We start from the raw sequence: 21,917 nt of genomic DNA, 5'->3' as shown, positions 1-21,917 counted from the left end.
ATGGAGCGCACACCCGGTTACTGTGGGAGCGGGCTTGCCCGCGAAGAGGCCGGCTCAGACAACACAAAATGAACAGGCAATAAAAAGCCCCGCACTTCAATCGAAGGCGGGGCTTTTTGGCGGATCAGGATCAGAACAAATCGATCGGCGCCTGTTCATCCGCCGGCAGCGGACTGCCCGGTACGGCGCCATTGCCGATCTCGTTGACCGACGGCGGCGTGTCCTCAGCCTTGAACAGCTCGAAGTACGCACCCGGTGTGCTCGGCGATGCCGCGCGACCGCTGACCGGGTCCACCCGCAGGCTGAGGATGCCTTCCGGCTCCGGCTGGACATGCGGTGGCTTGTCCTTGAGCGCGGCGGCCATGTAGTTCATCCAGATCGGCAGTGCCACGGTGCCGCCGAATTCCCGGCGACCGAGGCTTTCCGGCTGGTCGAAACCGGTCCACACGGTGGTCACGTAGTCGGCGTTGTAGCCGGAGAACCACGCATCCTTGGATTCGTTGGTGGTACCGGTCTTGCCGGCGATGTCGCTGCGGCCCAGAGCCAGTGCGCGCCGGCCGGTGCCAAGCTTGATCACGTCCTGCAGCATGCTGTTGAGGATGTAGGTGGTACGGCCATCGACGATGCGCTCGGCGACGGCTGGTGCTTGGGGCACGGCAGCGTTGCCCGGCGCTTCACCCGGAACCGGCGCTGCATTGACCGTGAACGCCTGGGTGGCGGGTGCGGCAATGCCGTCGGTAGCTGCGGCGCCCTGCGGTACGGTCGGCGGGTTGGCGACGAACAGCGTATCGCCATTGCGGCTTTCGATCTTGTCGATGATGTACGGGGTGATCTTGTAGCCGCCGTTGGCAAAGGTGCTCCAGCCGGTGGCAATTTCCATCGGCGTCAGGGTCGCGGTGCCCAGCGCCAGCGACAGGTTTGGCGGCAGGTCCTGCTTGTTGAAGCCGAAGCGGGTGATGTAGTCGATGGTCTTGCCTACGCCCATCGCCTGCAACAGGCGGATCGACACCAGGTTGCGCGACTTGTACAGCGCCTCACGCAGGCGGATCGGGCCGAGGAACGTGTTGGTGTCGTTCTTCGGACGCCAGACCTTGTCCAGGTACTCGTCGACGAACACGATCGGTGCGTCGTTGACCAGGCTGGCGGCGGTGTAGCCGTTATCCAGCGCGGCGCTGTAGACGAACGGCTTGAAGCTCGAGCCCGGCTGACGCTTGGCCTGCATCGCGCGGTTGTAGTTGCTTTGTTCGAAGGCGAAACCGCCGACCAGCGAACGGATCGCGCCGTTCTGCGGGTCCAGCGACACCAGCGCGCCCTGGGCCTGCGGAATCTGGCTGAACTTCAGCGAATTGTTCGGCTGGCGCTGCACGCGAATCAGGTCGCCGATCTGTGCCACATCCGACGGCTGACGCGGCGCGGCACCCATGCTGTTGGTGTTGAGGAACGGGCGTGCCCATTTCATGGTGTCCCATGCCACGTGCTCTTCGCCGGTGCGGGTCAGCACTTGCAGGCCGTTCTTGTCGACCTGGGTGACGATGGCCGGTTCGAGGCTGCTGATGGTGCGTTGCTTGGTCAGTTCGGTGGCCCAGGCTTCGCGGGTCTTGCCCGGCAGGCGCGATTCAGGACCACGGTAGCCGTGACGCTGGTCGTAGGTCATCAGGCCTTCGTGCAGCGCGGTGTTGGCCATTTCCTGGAGGTTGCTCGGCACCGTGGTGGTAACGCGGAAACCTTCGGTATAGGCGTCGCTGCCGTAGCGGCCGACCATTTCGGCACGGGCCATCTCGGCGATGTACGGCGCGTTCACTTCCGGTGTCGGCACGTGATAGCTGGCGTTCAGCGGTTCGTTGATCGCGGCGGTGTAGTCGGCTTCGGTGATTTTGCCGAGTTTGTACATGCGGCCGAGGATCCAGTCACGACGCTCCTTGCTGCGCGCCGGGTTGGCCAACGGGTTGAAGCGCGACGGGGCTTTCGGCAGGCCGGCGATCATCGCCATCTGCGCCAGGCTGACTTCGCGGATCGACTTGCCGTAATACACCTGTGCCGCCGCCTCGATGCCGTAGGCGCGGTTGCCCAGGTAGATCTTGTTCACGTACAGCTCAAGGATCTCGTCCTTGGTCAATTGCCGCTCGATCTGCAGGGCCAGCAGGATTTCCGTGGTCTTGCGCGAGAAGCTGCGTTCGCTGGTCAGGAAGAAGTTCTTCGCCACCTGCATGGTGATGGTGCTGCCGCCGGACTGGATGTGCCCGCTCTTGACCAGTTGGGTCGCGGCACGCATCAGGCTGCTCGGATCAACGCCGTAGTGGTTGGCGAAGTTGTCGTCTTCAGCACTTAGTAACGCATTGATGAAATTGGGGGGAATGTCGGCGAAACGGATCGGTGTGCGGCGCATTTCGCCAAATTCTGCGATCAACTTGTTGTCGCTGCTGTAGACCCGGAGCGGAATCTGCAACTGAATGCTTCTCAGCGCCTCCACAGATGGCAAACCCGGACTAAGGTAAAGAAACGCGCCGCTGAGACCTAAAAGCAGTCCGCAGAAAACGGCGACGATGGACCAACCGAAAAATTTCAGCAGACGAATCAAGGCTTTTGGACATCCACGGCAAAGAATGAATTGGGCGACAGGGTCCCGGTTAACACACAGAACGACCCGCGCCGGCAGTAAAAAGCGGAAAAAAACGCTGGGCATTATAAGCACTTTTCCGCTGGGGGCGTCATTTGCGCTTCTGTCAAGACGGGGCGAGGGAACGCAATGCGCATTACAGAGTCCGTAACTCACGGAAAGTCATAGGGAATTGGTAGTGCTAGGACTCTTCAATAAAAAGGCCAATACGTTACTGGGGATCGATATCAGCTCCACGTCGGTGAAGCTGCTGGAGCTGAGCCGTCAGGGGGAGCGCTACCGGGTCGAGGCGTATGCGGTGGAGCCGTTGCCGGCGAACGCCGTGGTCGAAAAGAACATCGCCGAACTCGAGGGCGTCGGCCAGGCACTGTCCCGGGTGCTGGTCAAGGCGCGCACCGGGCTGAAAACCGTGGCGGTGGCCGTGGCGGGCTCGGCGGTGATCACCAAGGTCATCGAGATGGACGCCGGGCTGTCCGACGACGAGCTGGAAAACCAGCTCAAGATCGAAGCCGATCAATACATTCCCTATCCGCTGGACGAGGTCGCCATCGACTTCGAAGTCCAGGGCGTTTCGCCGCGCAACCCCGAACGGGTCAACGTGCTGCTGGCCGCCTGTCGCAAGGAAAACGTCGAAGTCCGCGAAGCGGCGCTCGCTCTCGCCGGGCTGACCGCGCGGGTGGTAGATGTAGAGGCGTATGCGCTGGAGCGCTCGTTCGGCCTGCTGGCCAAGCAACTGGCGGCTTCCCAGGAGCGCCTGACGGTGGCCGTGGTCGACATCGGCGCCACCATGACCACCCTCAGCGTCCTGCACAACGGCCGGATCATCTACACCCGCGAACAACTGTTCGGCGGTCGACAGCTGACCGAGGAAATCCAGCGCCGTTACGGCCTGACCCTTGAGCAGGCGGGGCTCGCCAAGAAGCAGGGCGGCCTGCCGGACGACTACGTCAGTGAGGTGCTGCAGCCATTTCGCGAGGCGCTGGTGCAGCAGGTGTCGCGCTCCCTGCAGTTCTTTTTCGCCTCCGGCCAGTACAACGCTGTCGACCACATTCTGCTGGCCGGTGGCACGGCGTCGGTGCCCGGCCTCGACCGGCTGATCGAAGAGCGCCTGAACACCCCGACCCAGGTTGCCAACCCGTTTTCCGACATGGCCTTGAGCAGCAAGGTCAACGCCGGGGCCCTGGCGAGCGATGCGCCGGCCCTGATGATTGCCTGCGGGCTCGCGCTCAGGAGTTTCGATTGATGGCGCGGATCAACCTTTTACCCTGGCGCGAGGAGCGTCGCGAAGAACGGCGCAAACGCTTCCTGCTGGTCTTGACCGGTGTGGTGGTCGGTTCGGTGGGGGCGGTGCTCATTGCCGATCAGATCATCAGCGCCGCCATCGCCCGGCAGGTCGTGCGCAATGACTACATCGGCAAGCAGATCGCCGTGGTCGACGAGCGGATCAAACAGATCAGCGAGCTCAAGGCCCATCGCCAGCAACTGGTGGAGCGCATGCGCATCATCCAGGACTTGCAGGGCAACCGGCAGATCAGCGGGCGGATCTTCGATCAGCTGGCGCGCACCTTGCCCGATGGGGTGTATTTCACTGACGTGAAAATGGTCGGCAAGACCCTTTCGATCAGCGGCGCGGCGGAGTCCAACAATCGGGTGTCCGACCTGATGCGCAACCTCGATGCCTCCGACTGGTTCGATGCGCCCAACCTCAATGAAGTGAAAGCCACCACTGCCGGACAAGTGGATCAGGCCAACGTCTTTCAGCTGACCGTTCGCCAGACTCGTCCCCGGCTCGAGGAGGGCGACCAATGAAGCCGTCCGAGTGGTTGGACAGCCTGCGCAATGTCGATTTCAACGACCTGGACACCAGTAACATCGGTTCCTGGCCGCCAGTGGTCAAAACTCTGGCTGGCGGGCTGTTGATGGTGCTGGTCCTGGCGCTTGGCTATAACTTTTTCATCAGTGACCTGGAGAGCCAGCTCGAGCTCAAGCGTGAGGAGGAGGTCACCCTCAAGGAGCAATTCGCGAGCAAGGCGCACATGGCGGCCAATCTGGAGCTATACACCCAACAGATGAAGGAGATGGAAAACTCGTTCGGCGTGCTGTTGCGGCAACTGCCCAGTGACACCGAGGTGCCAGGGTTGCTGGAAGACATCACCCGTACCGGGTTGGGTAGCGGTCTTGAATTCGAAGAGATCAAACTGCTGCCGGAGGTCACCCAGCAGTTCTACATCGAGCTGCCCATCCAGATCACCGTGACCGGGGCCTATCACGACCTTGCCACCTTCGTCAGCGGCGTGGCCGGGCTGCCACGGATCGTCACCCTGCACGATTTCGAGCTGGCGCCGGCCAATCCCGAAGGCGGGCCGAAGTTGCGCATGAGCATTCTCGCCAAGACCTACCGCTACAACGACAAGGGGCTGCAGAAATGAGCCCGATCCGTTTTATCGCCTTGTCGGCATTGTTATTGATGCTCGGTGGCTGTGGCGGCGATGACTTCAGTGACCTCGACGCCTACATGAATGAAGTGCGCCTGCGTCCGCCGGGCAAGATCGAGCCGACCCCAACCTTCCGCTCCTACCCGACGTTCACCTACAGCGCCGCCAACCTGCGCAGTCCGTTTTCGCGTCAGCTGCGGGTCGATCTGGCCGGGCAGAAACACGGCTCGCGCGACGTGAAACCCGATCCCAACCGGGTCAAGCAATACCTTGAAGGTTTCAACATCGAGCAGTTTGAAATGGTCGGCACGATTGCCAACGCCTCCGGTTCCTTCGCCCTGCTGCGAGGCGCGGGCGGCGTCCATCGGCTCAAGGTCGGCGACTATCTGGGGCGCAACGACGGGCGCATCGTCGCCATCAGCGCTTCACAGGTCGAAGTGGTGGAGATCGTTCCGGATGGCCAGGGCGCCTGGCTTGAGCGGCCGCGCACCATTCCTTTGAAAGAGCATTCATAAGTGGAAGTCGAACAATGAACAGGATTTTCTCCACCCTCGGTTTCTCGCTATGGATAGCGCTGCTTTCGCCGATGGTACAGGCAGCCAATCTGAAGGCGCTGGACGTCGCGGCACTGCCGGGCGACCGGGTCGAGTTGAAGCTGTCGTTCGACGGCCCGCCTCCGCAGCCCAAAGGCTACACCACCGATTCGCCGGCGCGGATCGCCCTCGATCTGCCGGGTGTCGCCAGTCAGCTGGCGAGCAAGACCCGTGACCTGGGCAGCGGCAATGCCCGCACGGCCACGGTGGTCGAGGCCAATAACCGGACGCGGCTGATCATCAGCCTGACGCAACTGGCGCCTTACGACACCCGGGTCGAAGGCAATACGGTGTTTGTGGTGGTCGGGCAGGGCAGCAAAACCGCTGCTCCGCGTACGGCGGCTCGTGCACCGCGTGCGGCACCGGCGGCGGCGCCGGTCCGCACGTATACGCCGACCGCCAGGGCCATTCGCGGCGTGGATTTCCAGCGTGGCACGGCGGGTGAGGGCAATGTGGTCATTGATCTGTCCGACCCGGCCATTGCCCCGGACATTCAGGAACACGACGGCAAGATCATCCTCAATTTCGCGCGTACCCAATTGCCCGAGCCGCTGCGGGTGCGCCTCGACGTCAAGGATTTCGCCACCCCGGTGCAGTTCGTCAATGCCGGTGTCAGCGGTGATCGGGCGACGATCACCGTCGAACCCAGCGGTACGTTCGACTATTCCACTTACCAGACCGACAACAAGCTGACCGTCAGCATCCGGCCGTTGACCGTCGATGACCTGCAAAAGCGCAACGCCGACCGCAACAGCTATAACGGCGAAAAGCTCTCTCTCAACTTCCAGGACATCGATGTGCGTTCGGTGCTGCAACTGATCGCCGACTTCACCAACCTCAATCTGGTGGCCAGCGATACGGTGCAGGGCGGGATCACCTTGCGCCTGCAAAACGTGCCGTGGGATCAGGCGCTGGATCTGGTGCTCAAGACCAAAGGCCTGGACAAGCGCAAGGTCGGCAATGTGTTGCTGGTGGCGCCGGCCGATGAAATCGCTGCGCGTGAGCGGCAGGAACTGGAATCGCAGAAACAGATCGCCGAACTGGCGCCGCTGCGCCGCGAGCTATTGCAAGTGAACTACGCCAAGGCTGCGGACATCGCCAAGCTGTTCCAGTCGGTCACCAGCGCCGAGGCGAAGGTCGACGAACGGGGTTCGATCACCGTCGATGAGCGGACCAACAACATCATTGCCTACCAGACTCAGGATCGCCTCGACGAACTGCGGCGGATTGTGGCGCAGCTGGATATTCCGGTGCGTCAGGTGATGATCGAGGCGCGGATCGTCGAGGCCAACGTCGATTACGACAAGAGCCTGGGCGTGCGCTGGGGCGGTTCGATTCAGAACAAGGGCAACTGGAACACTTCCGGGGTCAGCAACGGTTCGTCGACCACCATTGGCACGCCGGGCAGCACCAGCACCAACTCGCCGTTCGTCGACATGGGCACGGTCAACAACACGTCCGGGATCGGCATCGCGTTCATCACCGACAACGTCTTGCTCGACCTTGAGCTGACCGCGATGGAGAAGACCGGCAACGGCGAAATCGTCTCGCAGCCCAAGGTGGTCACCTCCGACAAGGAAACCGCGAAGATCCTCAAGGGCACCGAGATTCCGTACCAGGAAGCCAGCTCCAGCGGCGCTACGTCGGTGTCCTTCAAGGAGGCGTCGCTGTCGCTGGAGGTGACGCCGCAGATCACCCCGGACAACCGCATCATCATGGAGGTCAAGGTCACCAAGGACGAACCGGACTATCTGAACAAAGTGCAGGATGTACCGCCGATCAAGAAAAACGAGGTCAATGCCAAGGTGCTGGTGAACGACGGCGAGACCATCGTGATCGGGGGCGTTTTCTCAAATACTCAAAGCAAGGTTGTAGATAAGGTGCCATTTCTTGGCGATGTGCCGTATCTTGGCCGCCTTTTCCGGCGTGATGTGGTTTCGGAGAAAAAATCCGAGCTGCTGGTCTTTCTCACTCCGCGTATCATGAATAACCAGGCGATTGCTGTGAGTCGTTGATTCTGTGCGAAATTTGATTCTTGTAGGACCGATGGGGGCTGGAAAAAGCACCATCGGCCGATTACTGGCCAAAGAGCTGCGCCTGCCGTTCAAGGATTCCGACAAGGAAATTGAACTGCGTACGGGCGCCAATATTCCGTGGATCTTCGACAAGGAAGGCGAGCCCGGCTTTCGTGACCGTGAGCAGGCGATGATCGCCGAGCTGTGCGCGTTCGACGGCGTGGTGCTGGCGACCGGCGGCGGCGCGGTGATGCGCGATGCCAACCGCAAGGCCCTGCACGAGGGCGGGCGGGTGGTGTATCTGCACGCCTCCGTCGAACAGCAAGTCGGCCGCACCTCTCGCGACCGCAACCGGCCGTTGCTGCGCACCGCCAATCCGGAGAAAACCCTGCGCGATCTGCTGGCGATCCGTGATCCGCTCTATCGGGAAATCGCCGATCTGGTGGTGGAAACCGACGAGCGGCCACCACGCATGGTCGTACTCGATATTCTCGACCGTCTGGCGCAGCTTCCGCCCCGTTAAAGCATCGCTCGAAATGCGCTATCCTCGGCGTCCTGTTACAGCCCGCCGAGGTTGTGGCGGATGGCGAGCGAGCGGCGTCATACCCGCTATAGGCCGCAGACAACCAATAATTCAGGGCAGGACGCCTGCTTCCATCTTCACTGTGGGGACACATGCAGACACTCAAGGTCGACCTAGGCGAGCGCAGCTACCCGATTCACATTGGCGAGGGACTGCTGGACCAGCCAGAGCTGCTGGCCCCGCATATCCATGGGCGGCAAGTGGCAATCATCTCCAACGAGACCGTTGCGCCGCTCTATCTCGAACGTCTGACCCGCAGCCTGGCGCAGTTTTCGGTGGTTTCCGTGGTGCTGCCCGACGGCGAAGCCTTCAAGAACTGGGAAACCCTGCAACTGATCTTCGACGGCCTGCTGACCGCCCGTCATGACCGCCGCACCACGGTGATCGCCCTCGGTGGCGGTGTGATCGGCGACATGGCCGGTTTCGCCGCCGCCTGCTACCAGCGCGGCGTCGATTTCATCCAGATTCCTACCACGCTGCTGTCACAGGTCGATTCTTCGGTGGGCGGCAAGACCGGGATCAACCATCCGCTGGGCAAGAACATGGTCGGCGCGTTCTATCAGCCGAATGTGGTGCTGATCGATACCGCGTCCCTGAAGACCCTGCCAGCGCGTGAGCTCTCGGCTGGCCTGGCGGAGGTCATCAAGTACGGTCTGATCTGCGATGAGCCGTTCCTGACCTGGCTCGAAGACAACGTCGACGCCCTGCGTGCGCTGGATCAAACGGCCCTGACCTATGCCATCGAACGCTCCTGCGCCGCCAAGGCGGCGGTGGTCGGCGCCGACGAGAAGGAAACCGGCGTACGGGCCACGCTCAACCTCGGCCACACCTTTGGTCACGCTATCGAAACCCACATGGGCTATGGTGTCTGGTTGCATGGTGAAGCGGTCGCCGCTGGCACCGTGATGGCGCTGGAAATGTCCGCGCGCCTGGGCTGGATCAGCGAGCAGGAGCGTGATCGTGGCATCCGCCTGTTCCAGCGTGCCGGTCTGCCGGTAATCCCGCCGGAAGAGATGACCGAAGCCGATTTTCTTGAACACATGGCAATTGACAAAAAAGTGATCGACGGTCGCTTGCGCCTGGTGCTGCTGCGCCGGATGGGCGAAGCGGTGGTGACCGACGATTATCCGAAAGAGGTTCTACAGGCCACGCTGGGAGCGGATTACCGCGCTCTGGCTCAGCTTAAAGGTTAATAAGATTCCGATGACTAGTTTGCATGCCGACGAGGCGTTCCTCGGCCATTTCCAGTTAAGTCACGACCCTTTCGCACCGCGGGTGCCGGGCTTCAAATTCTTCCCGGCCCAGCGCAAGCCGGTGTTGGGTCAACTGCATCACTTGGCTCGTTACAGTCAGTTGCTGCTGGTGGTCACTGGCCCGCAGGGCAGCGGCAAGACCCTGCTGCGCCAGGCGCTGGTTGCCAGTACCAACAAGCAATCGGTGCAGAGCGTCGTCGTTTCCGCCCGTGGCGCCGGCGATGCAGCCGGTGTGCTGCGCCAGATCGCCCAGGCGCTGGACGTGGCCCAGGCCGAAGTCGGGGCGATCCTCGATCAGGTCGTGCAGCTGGCGCTGACGGGGCAGGAAGTCTATCTGCTGGTGGACGATGCCGAGCAGCTCGACGAGTCCGCGCTTGAAGCCCTGATGGCGCTGGGTGCCGGCGCGCCGGAGGGCCGTCCGCATGTGTTCCTGTTCGGTGAGTCGTCACTGATCGCCCAGCTCGAGGCTTTGCACCTTGAGGAAGAGCGCTTCCACGTCATCGAATTGCAGCCGTACACCGAAGAAGAAACCCGCGAGTATCTCGACCAGCGGCTTGAAGGCGCCGGCCGGGGTGTCGAACTTTTCACCGCGGATCAGATCTCTGATATTCACGAAAGCTCCGAGGGTTGGCCGGGCAACATCAACCAGGTTGCTCGCGATGCTCTGATCGAAGTCATGATTGCCAGCCGCTCTGCGGTCAAGCGTCCAAGTATGGGGTTCAACATGCCGAAGAAACACGTATTGGCGATTTCCGCCGTCGTTGTGGTCGCGGTCGCTGCCGCCTGGCTGATGCCGGGTCGCAACAAGGCACCGACCACCGGTGCGCCGGCCAACGAGCAGGCGCAACTGCCCTTGGGCCAGGGTGCGCCGCAAGCGGGTGGCGCACCGTCCGTCGAATTCAACGGCAATACCCAGCCGATGCCGCTGCCATTGGTCGGCAACTCGCAGCCGGTAATGCGCGGTCCGCTGGCTGAAGCCGCTGGGGGCATCACTGAGGGCGACGACGGCGTGCCGGTCGAAGGTTCCAGCAACACGCCACCGACCGTGACCACCACTGCGCCACCTGCGGGCGTTCAGGCCGGCCCTGCGCCGACACCGGTTCCGGTTCCAGTCCCGGCGGCCAAGCCGACCCCGGCGCCGACCCAGGTCGCTACCGCCAAGCCTGTGCCTGCTCCGGCAGCTCCAGCGGCCAAACCGGCTCCGGCGCCTGCCAAGCCTGTTGCCGCCGCGAAACCTGCCGAGAAGCCGGTCACCGTCGCCAAGGCTGCCGGTGGCAGCTGGTACGCCGGTCAGCCGACCAGCAACTACGTGGTGCAGATCCTCGGTACCAGCTCCGAAGCGACCGCGCAAAACTTCGTCAAGGAGCAGGGCGGCGAGTACCGTTATTTCAAGAAAGTCCTCAACGGCAAGCCTCTCTACGTGATCACCTACGGCAACTTCGCCAATCGTGATGCAGCCGTTTCTGCCATCAAGGCCTTGCCAGCGAAGGTTCAGGCTGGTAAACCTTGGCCTCGCACTGTCGCCAGCGTCCAACAGGAACTGGCAACAACTCGCTGAAGATTCGGCGGCCTTACCCAGGCCGCCTCTCCAAGCACCTCAAAATCTCTACAAGTGCGCGCCGTCTCTACAGACCGCGTGCCTTGTAGTGTCTGCGTCACAGTAGTCTTTGAGTCGTTGCGGTCAAAATTAAAAAAGTTTTGACTAGCACAGCAGATCGCTTTAAACCTTTCACAAATGCGACATGAATTTGCGACATTTCGTCGTCAAATTTGTGAGCCTCTGTGTCGCTGTGTACAATGACCACCCTTTTGCCCCCGCAAAGCCGGCGTACGTTCGGCGCGGCAAGCAAGTGGTTGAATTGAAAAGAAATTTGCCTCGGTAAGAGGCAGCCTGGTGAGAAAGTGTCTATGAAAGCAGGTCTGTACCAACCAGATGAATTCAAGGATAACTGCGGTTTCGGCCTGATAGCCCATATGCAGGGCGAGCCCAGTCATACCCTTTTGCAAACGGCCATCGAGGCCCTGACCTGCATGACCCACCGCGGTGGGATTAATGCCGACGGCAAGACCGGTGACGGTTGCGGTCTGCTGATTCAAAAGCCCGACGCGTTCCTGCGTGCCATTGCCCAGGAAACCTTCAGCGTCGAGCTGCCCAAGCAATATGCCGTGGGCATGGTCTTCTTCAATCAGGATCCGGCCAAGGCCGAAGCCGCTCGCGAGAACATGAACCGCGAGATCCTGGCCGAAGGCCTGCAACTGATCGGCTGGCGCAAAGTGCCGATCGATACCAGCGTCCTCGGCCGCCTGGCCCTTGAGCGCCTGCCGCAGATCGAGCAGGTGTACATCGGCGGCGAAGGCCTGAGCGATCAGGACATGGCGGTCAAGCTGTTCAGCGCCCGTCGTCGCTCGTCCGTGGCCAACGCCGCCGACACCGACCACTACATCTGCAGCTTTTCCCACAAGACCATCATCTATAAAGGCCTGATGATGCCGGCCGACCTGGCCGCGTTCTATCCGGACCTGGGTGACCAGCGCCTGCAAACCGCGATCTGCGTGTTCCACCAGCGCTTCTCCACCAACACCCTGCCGAAATGGCCGCTGGCCCAGCCATTCCGCTTCCTCGCCCATAACGGCGAGATCAACACCATCACCGGCAACCGCAACTGGGCGCAGGCCCGTCGGACCAAGTTCACCAACGATCTGATGGATCTGGAAGAACTCGGCCCGCTGGTCAACCGTGTCGGTTCCGACTCCTCGAGCATGGACAACATGCTCGAACTGATGGTCACCGGCGGCATCGACCTGTTCCGTGGCGTGCGGATGATCATTCCGCCAGCGTGGCAGAACGTCGAAACCATGGACCCGGATCTGCGTGCGTTCTACGAGTACAACTCGATGCACATGGAGCCGTGGGACGGCCCGGCCGGCGTGGTAATGACCGACGGTCGCTACGCGGTGTGCCTGCTCGACCGTAACGGTCTGCGCCCGGCGCGCTGGGTCACCACCAAGAACGGTTTCATCACCCTCGCGTCGGAAATCGGCGTCTGGAACTACCAGCCTGAAGACGTGCTCGCCAAGGGCCGTGTCGGCCCGGGCCAGATCTTCGCCGTGGACACCGAAACCGGGCAGATCCTCGACACCGACGCGATCGACAACCGTCTCAAATCCCGTCATCCGTACAAGCAATGGCTGCGCAAGAATGCCCTGCGCATCCAGGCGACCATGGAAGACAACGACCACGGTTCGGCTTTCTACGACGTCGATCAGCTCAAGCAGTACATGAAGATGTATCAGGTCACGTTCGAAGAGCGCGATCAGGTACTGCGTCCGCTTGGCGAACAAGGCTACGAAGCCGTTGGCTCGATGGGCGACGACACGCCGATGGCCGTGCTGTCCCAGCGCGTGCGCACGCCGTACGACTATTTCCGTCAGCAGTTCGCGCAGGTGACCAACCCGCCGATCGACCCGCTGCGTGAAGCGATCGTGATGTCGCTGGAAATCTGCCTCGGTGCCGAGCGCAACATCTTCCAGGAGTCGCCGGAACACGCCTCGCGCGTGATCCTCAGCTCGCCGGTCATTTCCCCGGCCAAGTGGCGCTCGCTGATGAACCTCGACCGCCCGGGTTTCGAGCGGCAGATCATCGACCTCAACTACGACGAAAGCGTCGGCCTCGAAGCGGCGATCCGCAACGTCGCCGATCAGGCTGAAGAAGCCGTGCGTGCCGGTCGTACCCAGATCGTTCTGAGCGACCGTCATATCGCTCCGGGCAAACTGCCGATCCACGCTTCGTTGGCCACCGGCGCGGTGCACCACCGCCTGACCGAAAAAGGCCTGCGCTGCGACTCCAACATCCTCGTTGAAACCGCCACCGCCCGCGATCCGCACCACTTCGCCGTGCTGATCGGCTTTGGCGCCTCGGCGGTCTATCCGTTCCTCGCGTACGAAGTGCTGGGCGACCTGATCCGAACCGGTGAAGTGCTGGGCGACCTCTACGAGGTATTCAAGAACTACCGCAAAGGCATCACCAAAGGTCTGTTGAAGATCCTGTCGAAGATGGGCATCTCGACCATCGCGTCGTATCGCGGTGCGCAGCTGTTCGAAGCCATCGGTCTGTCCGAAGAAGTCTGCGAGCTGAGCTTCCGGGGCGTGCCGAGCCGTATCAAGGGTGCGCGTTTCGTCGACATCGAAGCCGAGCAGAAAGCACTGGCTACCGAAGCCTGGAGTCCGCGCAAGCCGATCCAGCAGGGCGGTCTGCTGAAGTTCGTCCACGGTGGCGAATATCACGCGTACAACCCGGACGTGGTCAACACCCTGCAAGCCGCCGTGCAGCAGGGCGACTACGCCAAATTCAAGGAATACACCTCGCTGGTGGACAACCGTCCGGTGTCGATGATCCGCGACCTGTTCAAGGTCAAGACCCTCGACACGCCGCTGGACATCAGTGAAGTCGAGCCGCTGGAGTCGGTGCTCAAGCGCTTCGACTCCGCCGGTATCTCGCTGGGCGCCTTGTCGCCGGAAGCTCACGAAGCCCTGGCCGAAGCCATGAACCGCCTCGGTGCGCGTTCCAACTCCGGCGAAGGCGGCGAAGAGCCGGCGCGCTACGGCACCATCAAGAGCTCGAAAATCAAACAGGTCGCGACCGGCCGTTTCGGTGTGACCCCGGAATACCTGGTCAACGCCGAAGTGCTGCAGATCAAGGTCGCCCAGGGCGCCAAGCCGGGCGAGGGCGGGCAACTGCCGGGCGGTAAAGTGAACGGGCTGATCGCCAAGCTGCGTTACGCAGTGCCGGGCGTGACCCTGATTTCGCCACCGCCGCACCACGACATCTATTCGATCGAAGACTTGTCGCAGCTGATCTTCGACCTGAAACAGGTCAACCCGAAGGCGCTGGTTTCGGTGAAACTCGTGGCTGAAGCAGGCGTCGGCACCATCGCCGCCGGTGTGGCCAAGGCCTATGCGGACTTGATCACCATCTCCGGCTACGACGGTGGCACCGGTGCTTCGCCTCTGACCTCGATCAAATACGCTGGCGCTCCGTGGGAACTCGGCCTGGCCGAAACCCACCAGACCCTGCGCGGCAACGACCTGCGCGGCAAGGTTCGGGTCCAGACCGACGGCGGCCTGAAGACCGGCCTCGACGTGATCAAGGCAGCCATCCTCGGCGCCGAAAGCTTCGGCTTCGGTACTGCGCCGATGATCGCGCTGGGCTGCAAATACCTGCGCATCTGCCACCTGAACAACTGCGCCACCGGCGTCGCGACCCAGAACGAGAAGCTGCGCAAGGATCACTACATCGGCACCGTCGACATGGTGGTGAACTTCTTCACCTACGTCGCCGAAGAAACCCGTGAGTGGCTGGCCAAGCTCGGCGTGCGTTCCCTCGAAGAGCTGATCGGCCGCACCGATCTGCTGGAAATTCTCGAAGGGCAGACTGCCAAGCAGCATCACCTGGATCTGACCCCGCTGCTGGGCAGCGATCACATCCCGGCGGACAAGCCTCAGTTCTGCGGCGTCGAGCGCAACCCGCCCTTCGACCAGGGCCTGCTGGCCGAGAAAATGGTCGAGATGGCAACGTCGGCGATCAACGATCTCAGCGGCGCCGAGTTCGATCTGGATATCTGCAACTGCGACCGTTCGATCGGCGCACGGATCTCCGGCGAAATCGCGCGCAAGCACGGCAACCAGGGCATGGCGAAAGCGCCGATCACCTTCCGCTTCAAGGGCACTGCCGGTCAGAGCTTCGGCGTGTGGAACGCCGGCGGTCTGAACATGTACCTGGAAGGCGACGCCAACGACTACGTCGGCAAAGGCATGACCGGTGGCAAGCTGACCATCGTGCCGCCGAAGGGCAGCGTTTATAAGACTCAGGAAAGCGCCATCATCGGCAACACCTGCCTGTACGGCGCCACGGGCGGCAAGCTGTTCGCCGCCGGCACCGCAGGCGAGCGTTTCGCCGTGCGCAACTCCGGTGCCCACACGGTTGTGGAAGGCACTGGCGATCACTGCTGTGAGTACATGACCGGTGGTTTTGTCTGCGTACTGGGCAAGACCGGTTACAACTTCGGCTCTGGCATGACCGGCGGTTTCGCCTACGTGCTCGACCAGGACAACACCTTCGTTGACCGGGTCAACCACGAACTGGTGGAAATCCAGCGGATCAGCGGCGAAGCGATGGAAGCCTATCGCAGCCACCTGCAGAACGTGCTGAACGAGTACGTCGCGGAAACCGACAGCGAGTGGGGTCGTGAGCTCGCCGAGAACCTCGATGACTACTTGCGCCGTTTCTGGCTGGTCAAGCCGAAGGCTGCCAACCTGAAGTCGTTGCTTTCCAGCACCCGTGCCAACCCGCAGTGATATGCGCCTGAAGAGTTTGATGAGGTTTTAACAATGGCTGAACGTCTGAATAACGACTTCCAGTTCATCGATGTCGGGCGCAAGGATCCGAAGAAGAAACTGTTGCGTCAACGCAAGAAAGAGTTCGTGGAAATCTACGAACCGTTCAAACCCCAGCAGTCGGCCGACCAGGCCCACCGCTGCCTGGGTTGCGGCAACCCGTATTGCGAATGGAAGTGCCCGGTGCACAACTTCATTCCGAACTGGCTGAAGCTGGTGGCCGAGGGCAACATCCTCCAGGCCGCCGAGCTGTCGCACCAGACCAACACCCTGCCGGAAGTCTGCGGCCGGGTGTGCCCGCAGGATCGTCTGTGCGAGGGTGCCTGCACCCTCAACGACGGCTTCGGCGCGGTGACCATCGGTTCGGTCGAGAAGTACATCACCGACACCGCGTTCGCCATGGGCTGGCGCCCGGACATGTCCAAGGTCAAACCGACCGGCAAGCGTGTCGCGATCATCGGCGCGGGCCCGGCGGGCCTCGGTTGTGCCGACGTGCTGGTGCGCGGCGGCGTGACTCCGGTGGTGTTCGACAAGAACCCGGAAATCGGCGGTCTGCTGACCTTCGGCATCCCCGAGTTCAAGCTCGAGAAGACCGTGCTGAGCAATCGCCGCGAAGTCTTCACCGGCATGGGCATCGAATTCCGCCTCAACACCGAGGTCGGCAAGGACGTGACCATGGAGCAACTGCTCGCCGAATACGATGCCGTGTTCATGGGCATGGGCACCTACACCTACATGAAGGGCGGTTTTGCCGGTGAGGATCTGCCGGGCGTTTATGACGCGCTGGATTTCCTGATCGCCAACGTCAACCGCAACCTGGGCTTTGAAAAGTCGCCGGAAGATTTCGTCGACATGAAGGGCAAGAAGGTCGTGGTGCTGGGTGGCGGCGACACGGCGATGGACTGCAACCGCACGTCGATCCGCCAGGGCGCCAAATCGGTGACCTGCGCCTATCGTCGTGACGAAGCGAACATGCCTGGCTCGCGCAAAGAGGTGAAAAACGCCAAGGAAGAAGGCGTGAAATTCCTCTACAACCGCCAGCCGATCGCCATCGTCGGCGAGGACAAGGTCGAAGGCGTGAAGGTGGTCGAGACCCGTCTCGGCGAACCGGATGCCCGTGGCCGTCGCAGCCCCGAGCCGATCCCGGGCTCCGAAGAGATCATCCCGGCCGACGCCGTGGTCATCGCGTTCGGTTTCCGCCCGAGCCCGGCGCCGTGGTTCGAGCAGTTCGAGATCCAGACCGACAGCCAGGGCCGCGTCGTTGCGCCCGAGCAGGGTCAGTACAAGCACCAGACCAGCAACCCGAAAATCTTCGCCGGTGGCGACATGGTGCGCGGTTCCGACCTGGTGGTGACGGCGATCTTCGAAGGCCGCAATGCGGCTGAAGGGATCCTGGATTACCTGGGCGTCTAAACCTTCCTCTGATCGTTCCCACGTCGAGGCGTCGAACCGTCTGCGTGGGAATGCCTCCCGGGACGCTCTGCGTCCCAAAAGGCGTGACGCGGAGCGTCACTGGCGGCGTTACCACGCGGAGCGTGGGAACGATCTTCTGTGAAAAAAACGCGACAAATTGACCCGATAGACAAAAGGCTGACCTGCATCCGTGCCTTTTGCGTCGCGCTCTGAGAAAATGCCCGCACTTTTTTTCCGGATGCCGACATGACTGCCCTGAAGAACGACCGTTTCCTCCGCGCCCTGCTCAAGCAACCCGTAGACGTCACCCCTGTGTGGATGATGCGCCAGGCCGGCCGCTACCTGCCGGAATACCGCGCCAGCCGCGCCCAGGCCGGTGATTTCATGAGCCTGTGCATGAATCCGGAATTCGCCTGCGAAGTCACGCTGCAACCGCTGGACCGCTATCCGCAACTGGACGCGGCGATCCTGTTCTCCGACATCCTCACCATCCCCGATGCCATGGGCCAGGGCCTGTACTTCGAGACCGGTGAAGGTCCGCGCTTCAAGAAAGTCGTCAGTACCCTGGCCGACATCGAAGCCCTGCCGATCCCGGATCCGCACAAAGATCTCGGTTATGTGATGGACGCGGTCAGCACCATCCGCCGCGAGCTGAACGGCCGTGTACCGCTGATCGGTTTCTCCGGCAGCCCGTGGACCCTCGCCACGTACATGGTCGAAGGCGGCTCGTCGAAAGACTTCCGCAAGACCAAGGCGATGCTCTACGACAACCCGCAAGCCATGCACCTTCTGTTGGACAAACTGGCGCAGTCGGTGACCGCGTACCTGAACGGCCAGATCCAGGCCGGTGCGCAAGCGGTGCAGATCTTCGATACCTGGGGCGGCAACCTGTCGGCGGCGGCGTATCAGGAGTTCTCCTTGGCCTACATGAAGAAAATCGTCAGCGGCCTGATCCGCGAGCACGACGGTCGCAAGGTGCCGGTGATCCTGTTCACCAAGAACGGCGGCCTGTGGCTGGAAAGCATCGCCGACGCTGGCGCCGACGCACTGGGCCTGGACTGGACCTGCGACATTGGCAACGCCCGCGCCCGCGTGGGCGACAAGGTCGCGCTGCAAGGCAACATGGACCCGACCGTGCTCTACGCCAAGCCGGAAGCGATCCGCACCGAAGTCGGGCGCATCCTCGCCAGCTACGGCAAGGGCAGCGGCCACGTGTTCAACCTCGGCCATGGCATCACGCCGGAAGTCGATCCGGAACACGCCGGCGCTTTCCTGCGTGCGGTGCACGAGTTGTCGGCGCAGTATCACGAGTAATCGGCGCTCAGCTCTAATAGTAGAAAACAAAAACGCCCGGCTTATGCCGGGCGTTTTTGTTTGCGATGGGTTTAGCGTCCGAGGAGTTGTTCGGCGTAGCGGGCGATGATGTGGTCGAAGGGTTTTTGATTGGGAATCGCGGTATTTCTGATCGCCGTCACCAACCGCTCAAGCTCTTCCTCGCTGATTTGCATGACGAACTCATCATCGAAGAGGCGGCGGATTGTGTCCTGCCGTCGATTTTTGAGGTAGGCGATGTCTAGCGCCAATACCTCGATCATCTTTGTGGCGGGAAGGTCGTCAGAATCTTTTGGCTGGATTTCGCCGGTTCGCAGATATCGGAAGCGCTGTTCACAGTTCTCGTCGGTGGGAGAAATGTGTTGGTTTTCGTCGAACCAGTTGCCCTTCTTATGGCCGCAGTGCAACGGATTGCCGGGCTTGGTTTCTCGCAGGCAGGAGGCATGAAGGTTGTGAAACTCCAACGCCAGCTCTTCGAAATGCTCTTGAGGTCTGAAGTGCTCGATATGGCTGGTCGAGGCATCTATTTCCCGGCCGCAATAACAGCAGAAAAAGCCTTGCTCCTTAAGCAGGGCATTATGCAAATCCCGTTTTTGCGGGTTTTGTAGCGTTGGGTAAGTTGGACTCCACTCGTCGTTCGCCGAGTTTTTCCAATCTGTAAATGAAGCTGGTTCAGTTCCTTTGAGCACTCGCTTCATTTGCCGAGAATCTCCTTGCGCCTGATCAGTGCTTCGGCGCCGGCGAATTCCGGTAGGTCGGGGGCTTTCTTTTTCAGCGCCTCAAGTTGTGATTTTGCCTTTTCGAGGTCGTTATCTTCCAACGTGGAAAAAAGCTCGGACAGCAGATCTTCGATCTCTGGTTCGCGCTGCGTAACGCCCATTACCTCTTCAAGCACGCTGCTGGAATCCAGACCGTAGGTGACCCGCGGATGAGTAGGATCCCCGTTGTGCAACAGGATGACTTCCTCAGGTTTCAGGCTGCCGATGATTTGTGGGGAGTGGCTTGCGGCGATGAATTGGACTTTGGGAAAAGCCTGTCTCAATGCAGGCACGATGCTGCGTTGCCAGGCCGGGTGAAGGTGGATATCCAGTTCGTCGATGATAACCACGCCTGAGGTGTTCTTCAGGACGTCTTTGCCCATGTGGGGGTTGAGGATGCACATGCGTCGGGCGATATCGGCGAACAATGCAATCATCCCGCGTTGACCATCGCTAAGCTCATTGAAGGGAATGGTTTTTCCATCCAGGTCGATCAACAAGCTTTGCAGCCGGAGGTCATAGCGCAAATTTTGTGCGTGGGGAATAGCGCGCTCGATCGCAGTGTTTACCCAGTAAAGTTCGTCGTCGAACTCAAGTGACTGGGTGTTGGAATCAAGAAGGTTCTGCATCCGCTCCAGCGTTCTGCCGATTAACCAGCTTTCAAATTCTCTGAGATCCGCAACTGCATCGAACCAGTTAACGTAGGCATCGAAGCGCGAGACGCGTTGTTTCGCGGCGAACTCAGCAGATACTCCGACCCCTTGCCAGCGGCGATTGGAGCGGTAGAAAGCAAGCACAGGCAAATCGACCGGAATGGCCAGGTTGATTTTCTGTTTTAGTTTGTCTATCTCGGCGTCGAATACTGAATCTACAAGATGGGGCAAGTCTTCTGCATCTCGTTTCAGGACCCAGTCTATAGCTCCGAAGAAACTGCCTATGCCATGTACCAGCAAAGGGAACTTGCGCTCAAAGCGGCTTCTGTTTTCAAAACGATCTATGACAAAGCGAATGTCTTCATTTTTTAGAGAGGTCTGACTTGGCTTCATGGCATTGCCGAGTTCGATGAACGAAACGGCAACCGCCTGCAACAACGAACTCTTCCCGCTCCCATTAACCCCCACCACCAGATTAAACCCTGGCTGAAAGTCGAACGTGGCATCTTCGTAGCAACGAAAATTCTGAATGTGGAGACGGTCCAGGCGCATTCTGGCTTCCTTTACCAAAGCAGGCGAATGCCGTCAGTGTACCTTGACCCGTGATTACCGCTAGGGCGCAGTTGTCGCTAAACCTTTTCGCCACCACCCAGCGGCGGCAGCTTCGCCAGCTTCAACGCCACCAACAGCGCCACCAGCAACAGCGCGCCGATGAACAGGCCGATCCCGTTCCACCCGGCCAGGTGCCAGAACCCCCCGCCGGCCGTCCCCGCGATGCTCGACCCGGCGTAATAGCTGAACAGGTACAACGACGACGCCTGGCCCTTGGCCTTGAGCGCCCGGCGGCCGATCCAGCTGCTGGCCACCGAGTGAGCGCCGAAGAAGCCGAAGGTGAAGATCAGCATGCCGATGATCACCAGCGGCAGCGGTGTGAACATCGTCAGGGCGAGGCCGGCGAACATCAGGGCGATGGTCGCCCACAGCACTTTGCGGCGGCCCAGTTTGTCGGCCAGCGAACCGATTTTCGCCGAGCTGTAGATGCCCGACAGGTAGACCACCGACAACAGCCCCACGAACACTTGATCCATGTGGTATGGCGCGGCCAACAGGCGATAACCGATGTAGTTGAACAGGGTGACGAATGCGCCCATCAGCACGAACGCTTCGAGGAACAGCAGCGGCAGGCCGGCATCGCGAAAGTGCATGGTGAAGCCGTCGAGCAGGCTGCGCGGATGCAGCGAGCGGGAGCGAAAGTTGCGCGACTCGGGCAGGATTTTCCAGAACACCGCCGCTGCAATCAGCGCCAGGCCGCCGATCACCATCATCGCCGTGTGCCAGCTGACGAAGTCGATCAGTACGCCGGTGATCAACCGCCCGCTCATCCCGCCAATCGCGTTGCCGCCGATGTACAGACCCATCGCCAGACCGATGTGCTGCGGATGGATTTCCTCGCTCAGGTACGTCATCGCCACCGCCGCCAGGCCACTCAATGACAGCCCGATCAGCGCGCGCATGATCAAGACGCCATGCCAGCTCGGCATCATCGAACTGGCGATGGTGCACAGCGCAGCAGCAAACAGCGCGGCGACCATCACCGGTTTGCGCCCGACCCGATCGGAAATCGGGCCGGTGATCAGCAGACCGAACGCCAGCATGCCGGTGGCCACCGACAGGATCAGGCTGCTCTGCGCAGCGTTGATCGAATACTCGTGGGACAGCAGCGGCATCATCGGCTGCACGCAGTACAGCAGGGCGAAGGTGGCGAAGCCTCCGCTGAACAGCGCGAGCACCGTGCGCATGAACGCGGGCGTGCCTTTCTCGATGTAGATCTCTTGCAGTTCGGTCATCACATCGTCCGCCGCAGCGGGCGGG

15 protein-coding genes are annotated in these 21,917 nt (G+C 61.2%); 11 read left to right on the top strand and 4 right to left on the bottom strand.

The genetic code is table 11. The features are described from left to right. Window positions 1–130: 130 nt before the first annotated feature. The gene (locus CAF77_RS10265) at window positions 131–2,578 is read right to left on the bottom strand and encodes a penicillin-binding protein 1A (RefSeq protein WP_064382834.1); all 2,448 of its coding nucleotides are present in this window, start codon (window positions 2,576–2,578) and stop codon (window positions 131–133) included. Window positions 2,579–2,795: 217 nt separating this feature from the next. Here CAF77_RS10265 and CAF77_RS10260 point away from each other — a divergent pair, with 217 nt between their 5' ends. From CAF77_RS10260 to hemE, 11 genes are all read left to right on the top strand, one after another. After that, the gene (locus CAF77_RS10260) at window positions 2,796–3,860 is read left to right on the top strand and encodes a pilus assembly protein PilM (RefSeq protein ID WP_064382835.1); all 1,065 of its coding nucleotides are present in this window, start codon (window positions 2,796–2,798) and stop codon (window positions 3,858–3,860) included. After that, window positions 3,860–4,426: a PilN domain-containing protein gene (locus CAF77_RS10255; protein WP_085654414.1), complete on the top strand. Its 567-nt coding sequence runs from the start codon at window positions 3,860–3,862 to the stop codon at window positions 4,424–4,426. The genes CAF77_RS10260 and CAF77_RS10255 overlap by 1 nt, the downstream gene beginning before the upstream one ends. Next, window positions 4,423–5,046 carry a type 4a pilus biogenesis protein PilO gene (gene pilO, locus CAF77_RS10250; RefSeq protein ID WP_085654413.1) on the top strand — a complete coding sequence of 208 codons (624 nt, stop codon included), beginning with the start codon at window positions 4,423–4,425 and terminating at the stop codon, window positions 5,044–5,046. The genes CAF77_RS10255 and pilO overlap by 4 nt, the downstream gene beginning before the upstream one ends. Continuing rightward, window positions 5,043–5,567, top strand: coding sequence for a pilus assembly protein PilP (locus CAF77_RS10245; RefSeq protein WP_007952383.1), 525 nt, complete (start codon window positions 5,043–5,045; stop codon window positions 5,565–5,567). The genes pilO and CAF77_RS10245 overlap by 4 nt, the downstream gene beginning before the upstream one ends. Before the next feature lie 14 nt (window positions 5,568–5,581). Then, the gene (gene pilQ, locus CAF77_RS10240; RefSeq protein ID WP_085654412.1) at window positions 5,582–7,660 is read left to right on the top strand and encodes a type IV pilus secretin PilQ; all 2,079 of its coding nucleotides are present in this window, start codon (window positions 5,582–5,584) and stop codon (window positions 7,658–7,660) included. A 4-nt stretch (window positions 7,661–7,664) separates the two neighbouring features. Then, the gene (gene aroK, locus CAF77_RS10235; protein ID WP_011332081.1) at window positions 7,665–8,183 is read left to right on the top strand and encodes a shikimate kinase AroK; all 519 of its coding nucleotides are present in this window, start codon (window positions 7,665–7,667) and stop codon (window positions 8,181–8,183) included. Between the two features lie 152 nt (window positions 8,184–8,335). Then, complete coding sequence (aroB, locus tag CAF77_RS10230) at window positions 8,336–9,436, top strand: 3-dehydroquinate synthase (protein WP_011332082.1); 1,101 nt, start codon at window positions 8,336–8,338, stop codon at window positions 9,434–9,436. A gap of 10 nt (window positions 9,437–9,446) precedes the next feature. After that, window positions 9,447–11,054, top strand: a complete 1,608-nt coding sequence (locus tag CAF77_RS10225; protein WP_064382839.1) for an AAA family ATPase — start codon at window positions 9,447–9,449, stop codon at window positions 11,052–11,054. Between the two features lie 350 nt (window positions 11,055–11,404). Continuing rightward, window positions 11,405–15,850 carry a glutamate synthase large subunit gene (gene gltB, locus CAF77_RS10215; protein WP_085654411.1) on the top strand — a complete coding sequence of 1,482 codons (4,446 nt, stop codon included), beginning with the start codon at window positions 11,405–11,407 and terminating at the stop codon, window positions 15,848–15,850. Between the two features lie 33 nt (window positions 15,851–15,883). Further along, window positions 15,884–17,302, top strand: coding sequence for an FAD-dependent oxidoreductase (locus CAF77_RS10210; RefSeq protein WP_007909438.1), 1,419 nt, complete (start codon window positions 15,884–15,886; stop codon window positions 17,300–17,302). A 246-nt stretch (window positions 17,303–17,548) separates the two neighbouring features. Beyond that, complete coding sequence (gene hemE, locus CAF77_RS10205) at window positions 17,549–18,616, top strand: uroporphyrinogen decarboxylase (protein ID WP_064382841.1); 1,068 nt, start codon at window positions 17,549–17,551, stop codon at window positions 18,614–18,616. A 71-nt stretch (window positions 18,617–18,687) separates the two neighbouring features. Here hemE and CAF77_RS10200 read toward each other — a convergent pair whose 3' ends face one another. The 3 genes from CAF77_RS10200 to CAF77_RS10190 all read right to left on the bottom strand — a co-directional run bounded on the left by CAF77_RS10200 (window position 18,688) and on the right by CAF77_RS10190 (window position 21,892). After that, complete coding sequence (locus CAF77_RS10200; RefSeq protein ID WP_064382842.1) at window positions 18,688–19,332, bottom strand: retron system putative HNH endonuclease; 645 nt, start codon at window positions 19,330–19,332, stop codon at window positions 18,688–18,690. Then, window positions 19,329–20,597, bottom strand: coding sequence for an AAA family ATPase (locus CAF77_RS10195; protein WP_064382843.1), 1,269 nt, complete (start codon window positions 20,595–20,597; stop codon window positions 19,329–19,331). Before CAF77_RS10195 ends, CAF77_RS10200 begins: the two co-directional genes overlap by 4 nt. A gap of 77 nt (window positions 20,598–20,674) precedes the next feature. Beyond that, window positions 20,675–21,892: an MFS transporter gene (locus CAF77_RS10190; protein ID WP_371915538.1), complete on the bottom strand. Its 1,218-nt coding sequence runs from the start codon at window positions 21,890–21,892 to the stop codon at window positions 20,675–20,677. Window positions 21,893–21,917 lie beyond the last annotated feature (25 nt).

Origin of the sequence: Pseudomonas sp. R15(2017), from assembly GCF_002112685.1 — a bacterium.
Classification (GTDB): domain Bacteria; phylum Pseudomonadota; class Gammaproteobacteria; order Pseudomonadales; family Pseudomonadaceae; genus Aquipseudomonas; species Aquipseudomonas glycinae.
This window is presented reverse-complemented; position numbering and strand designations above follow the sequence as displayed.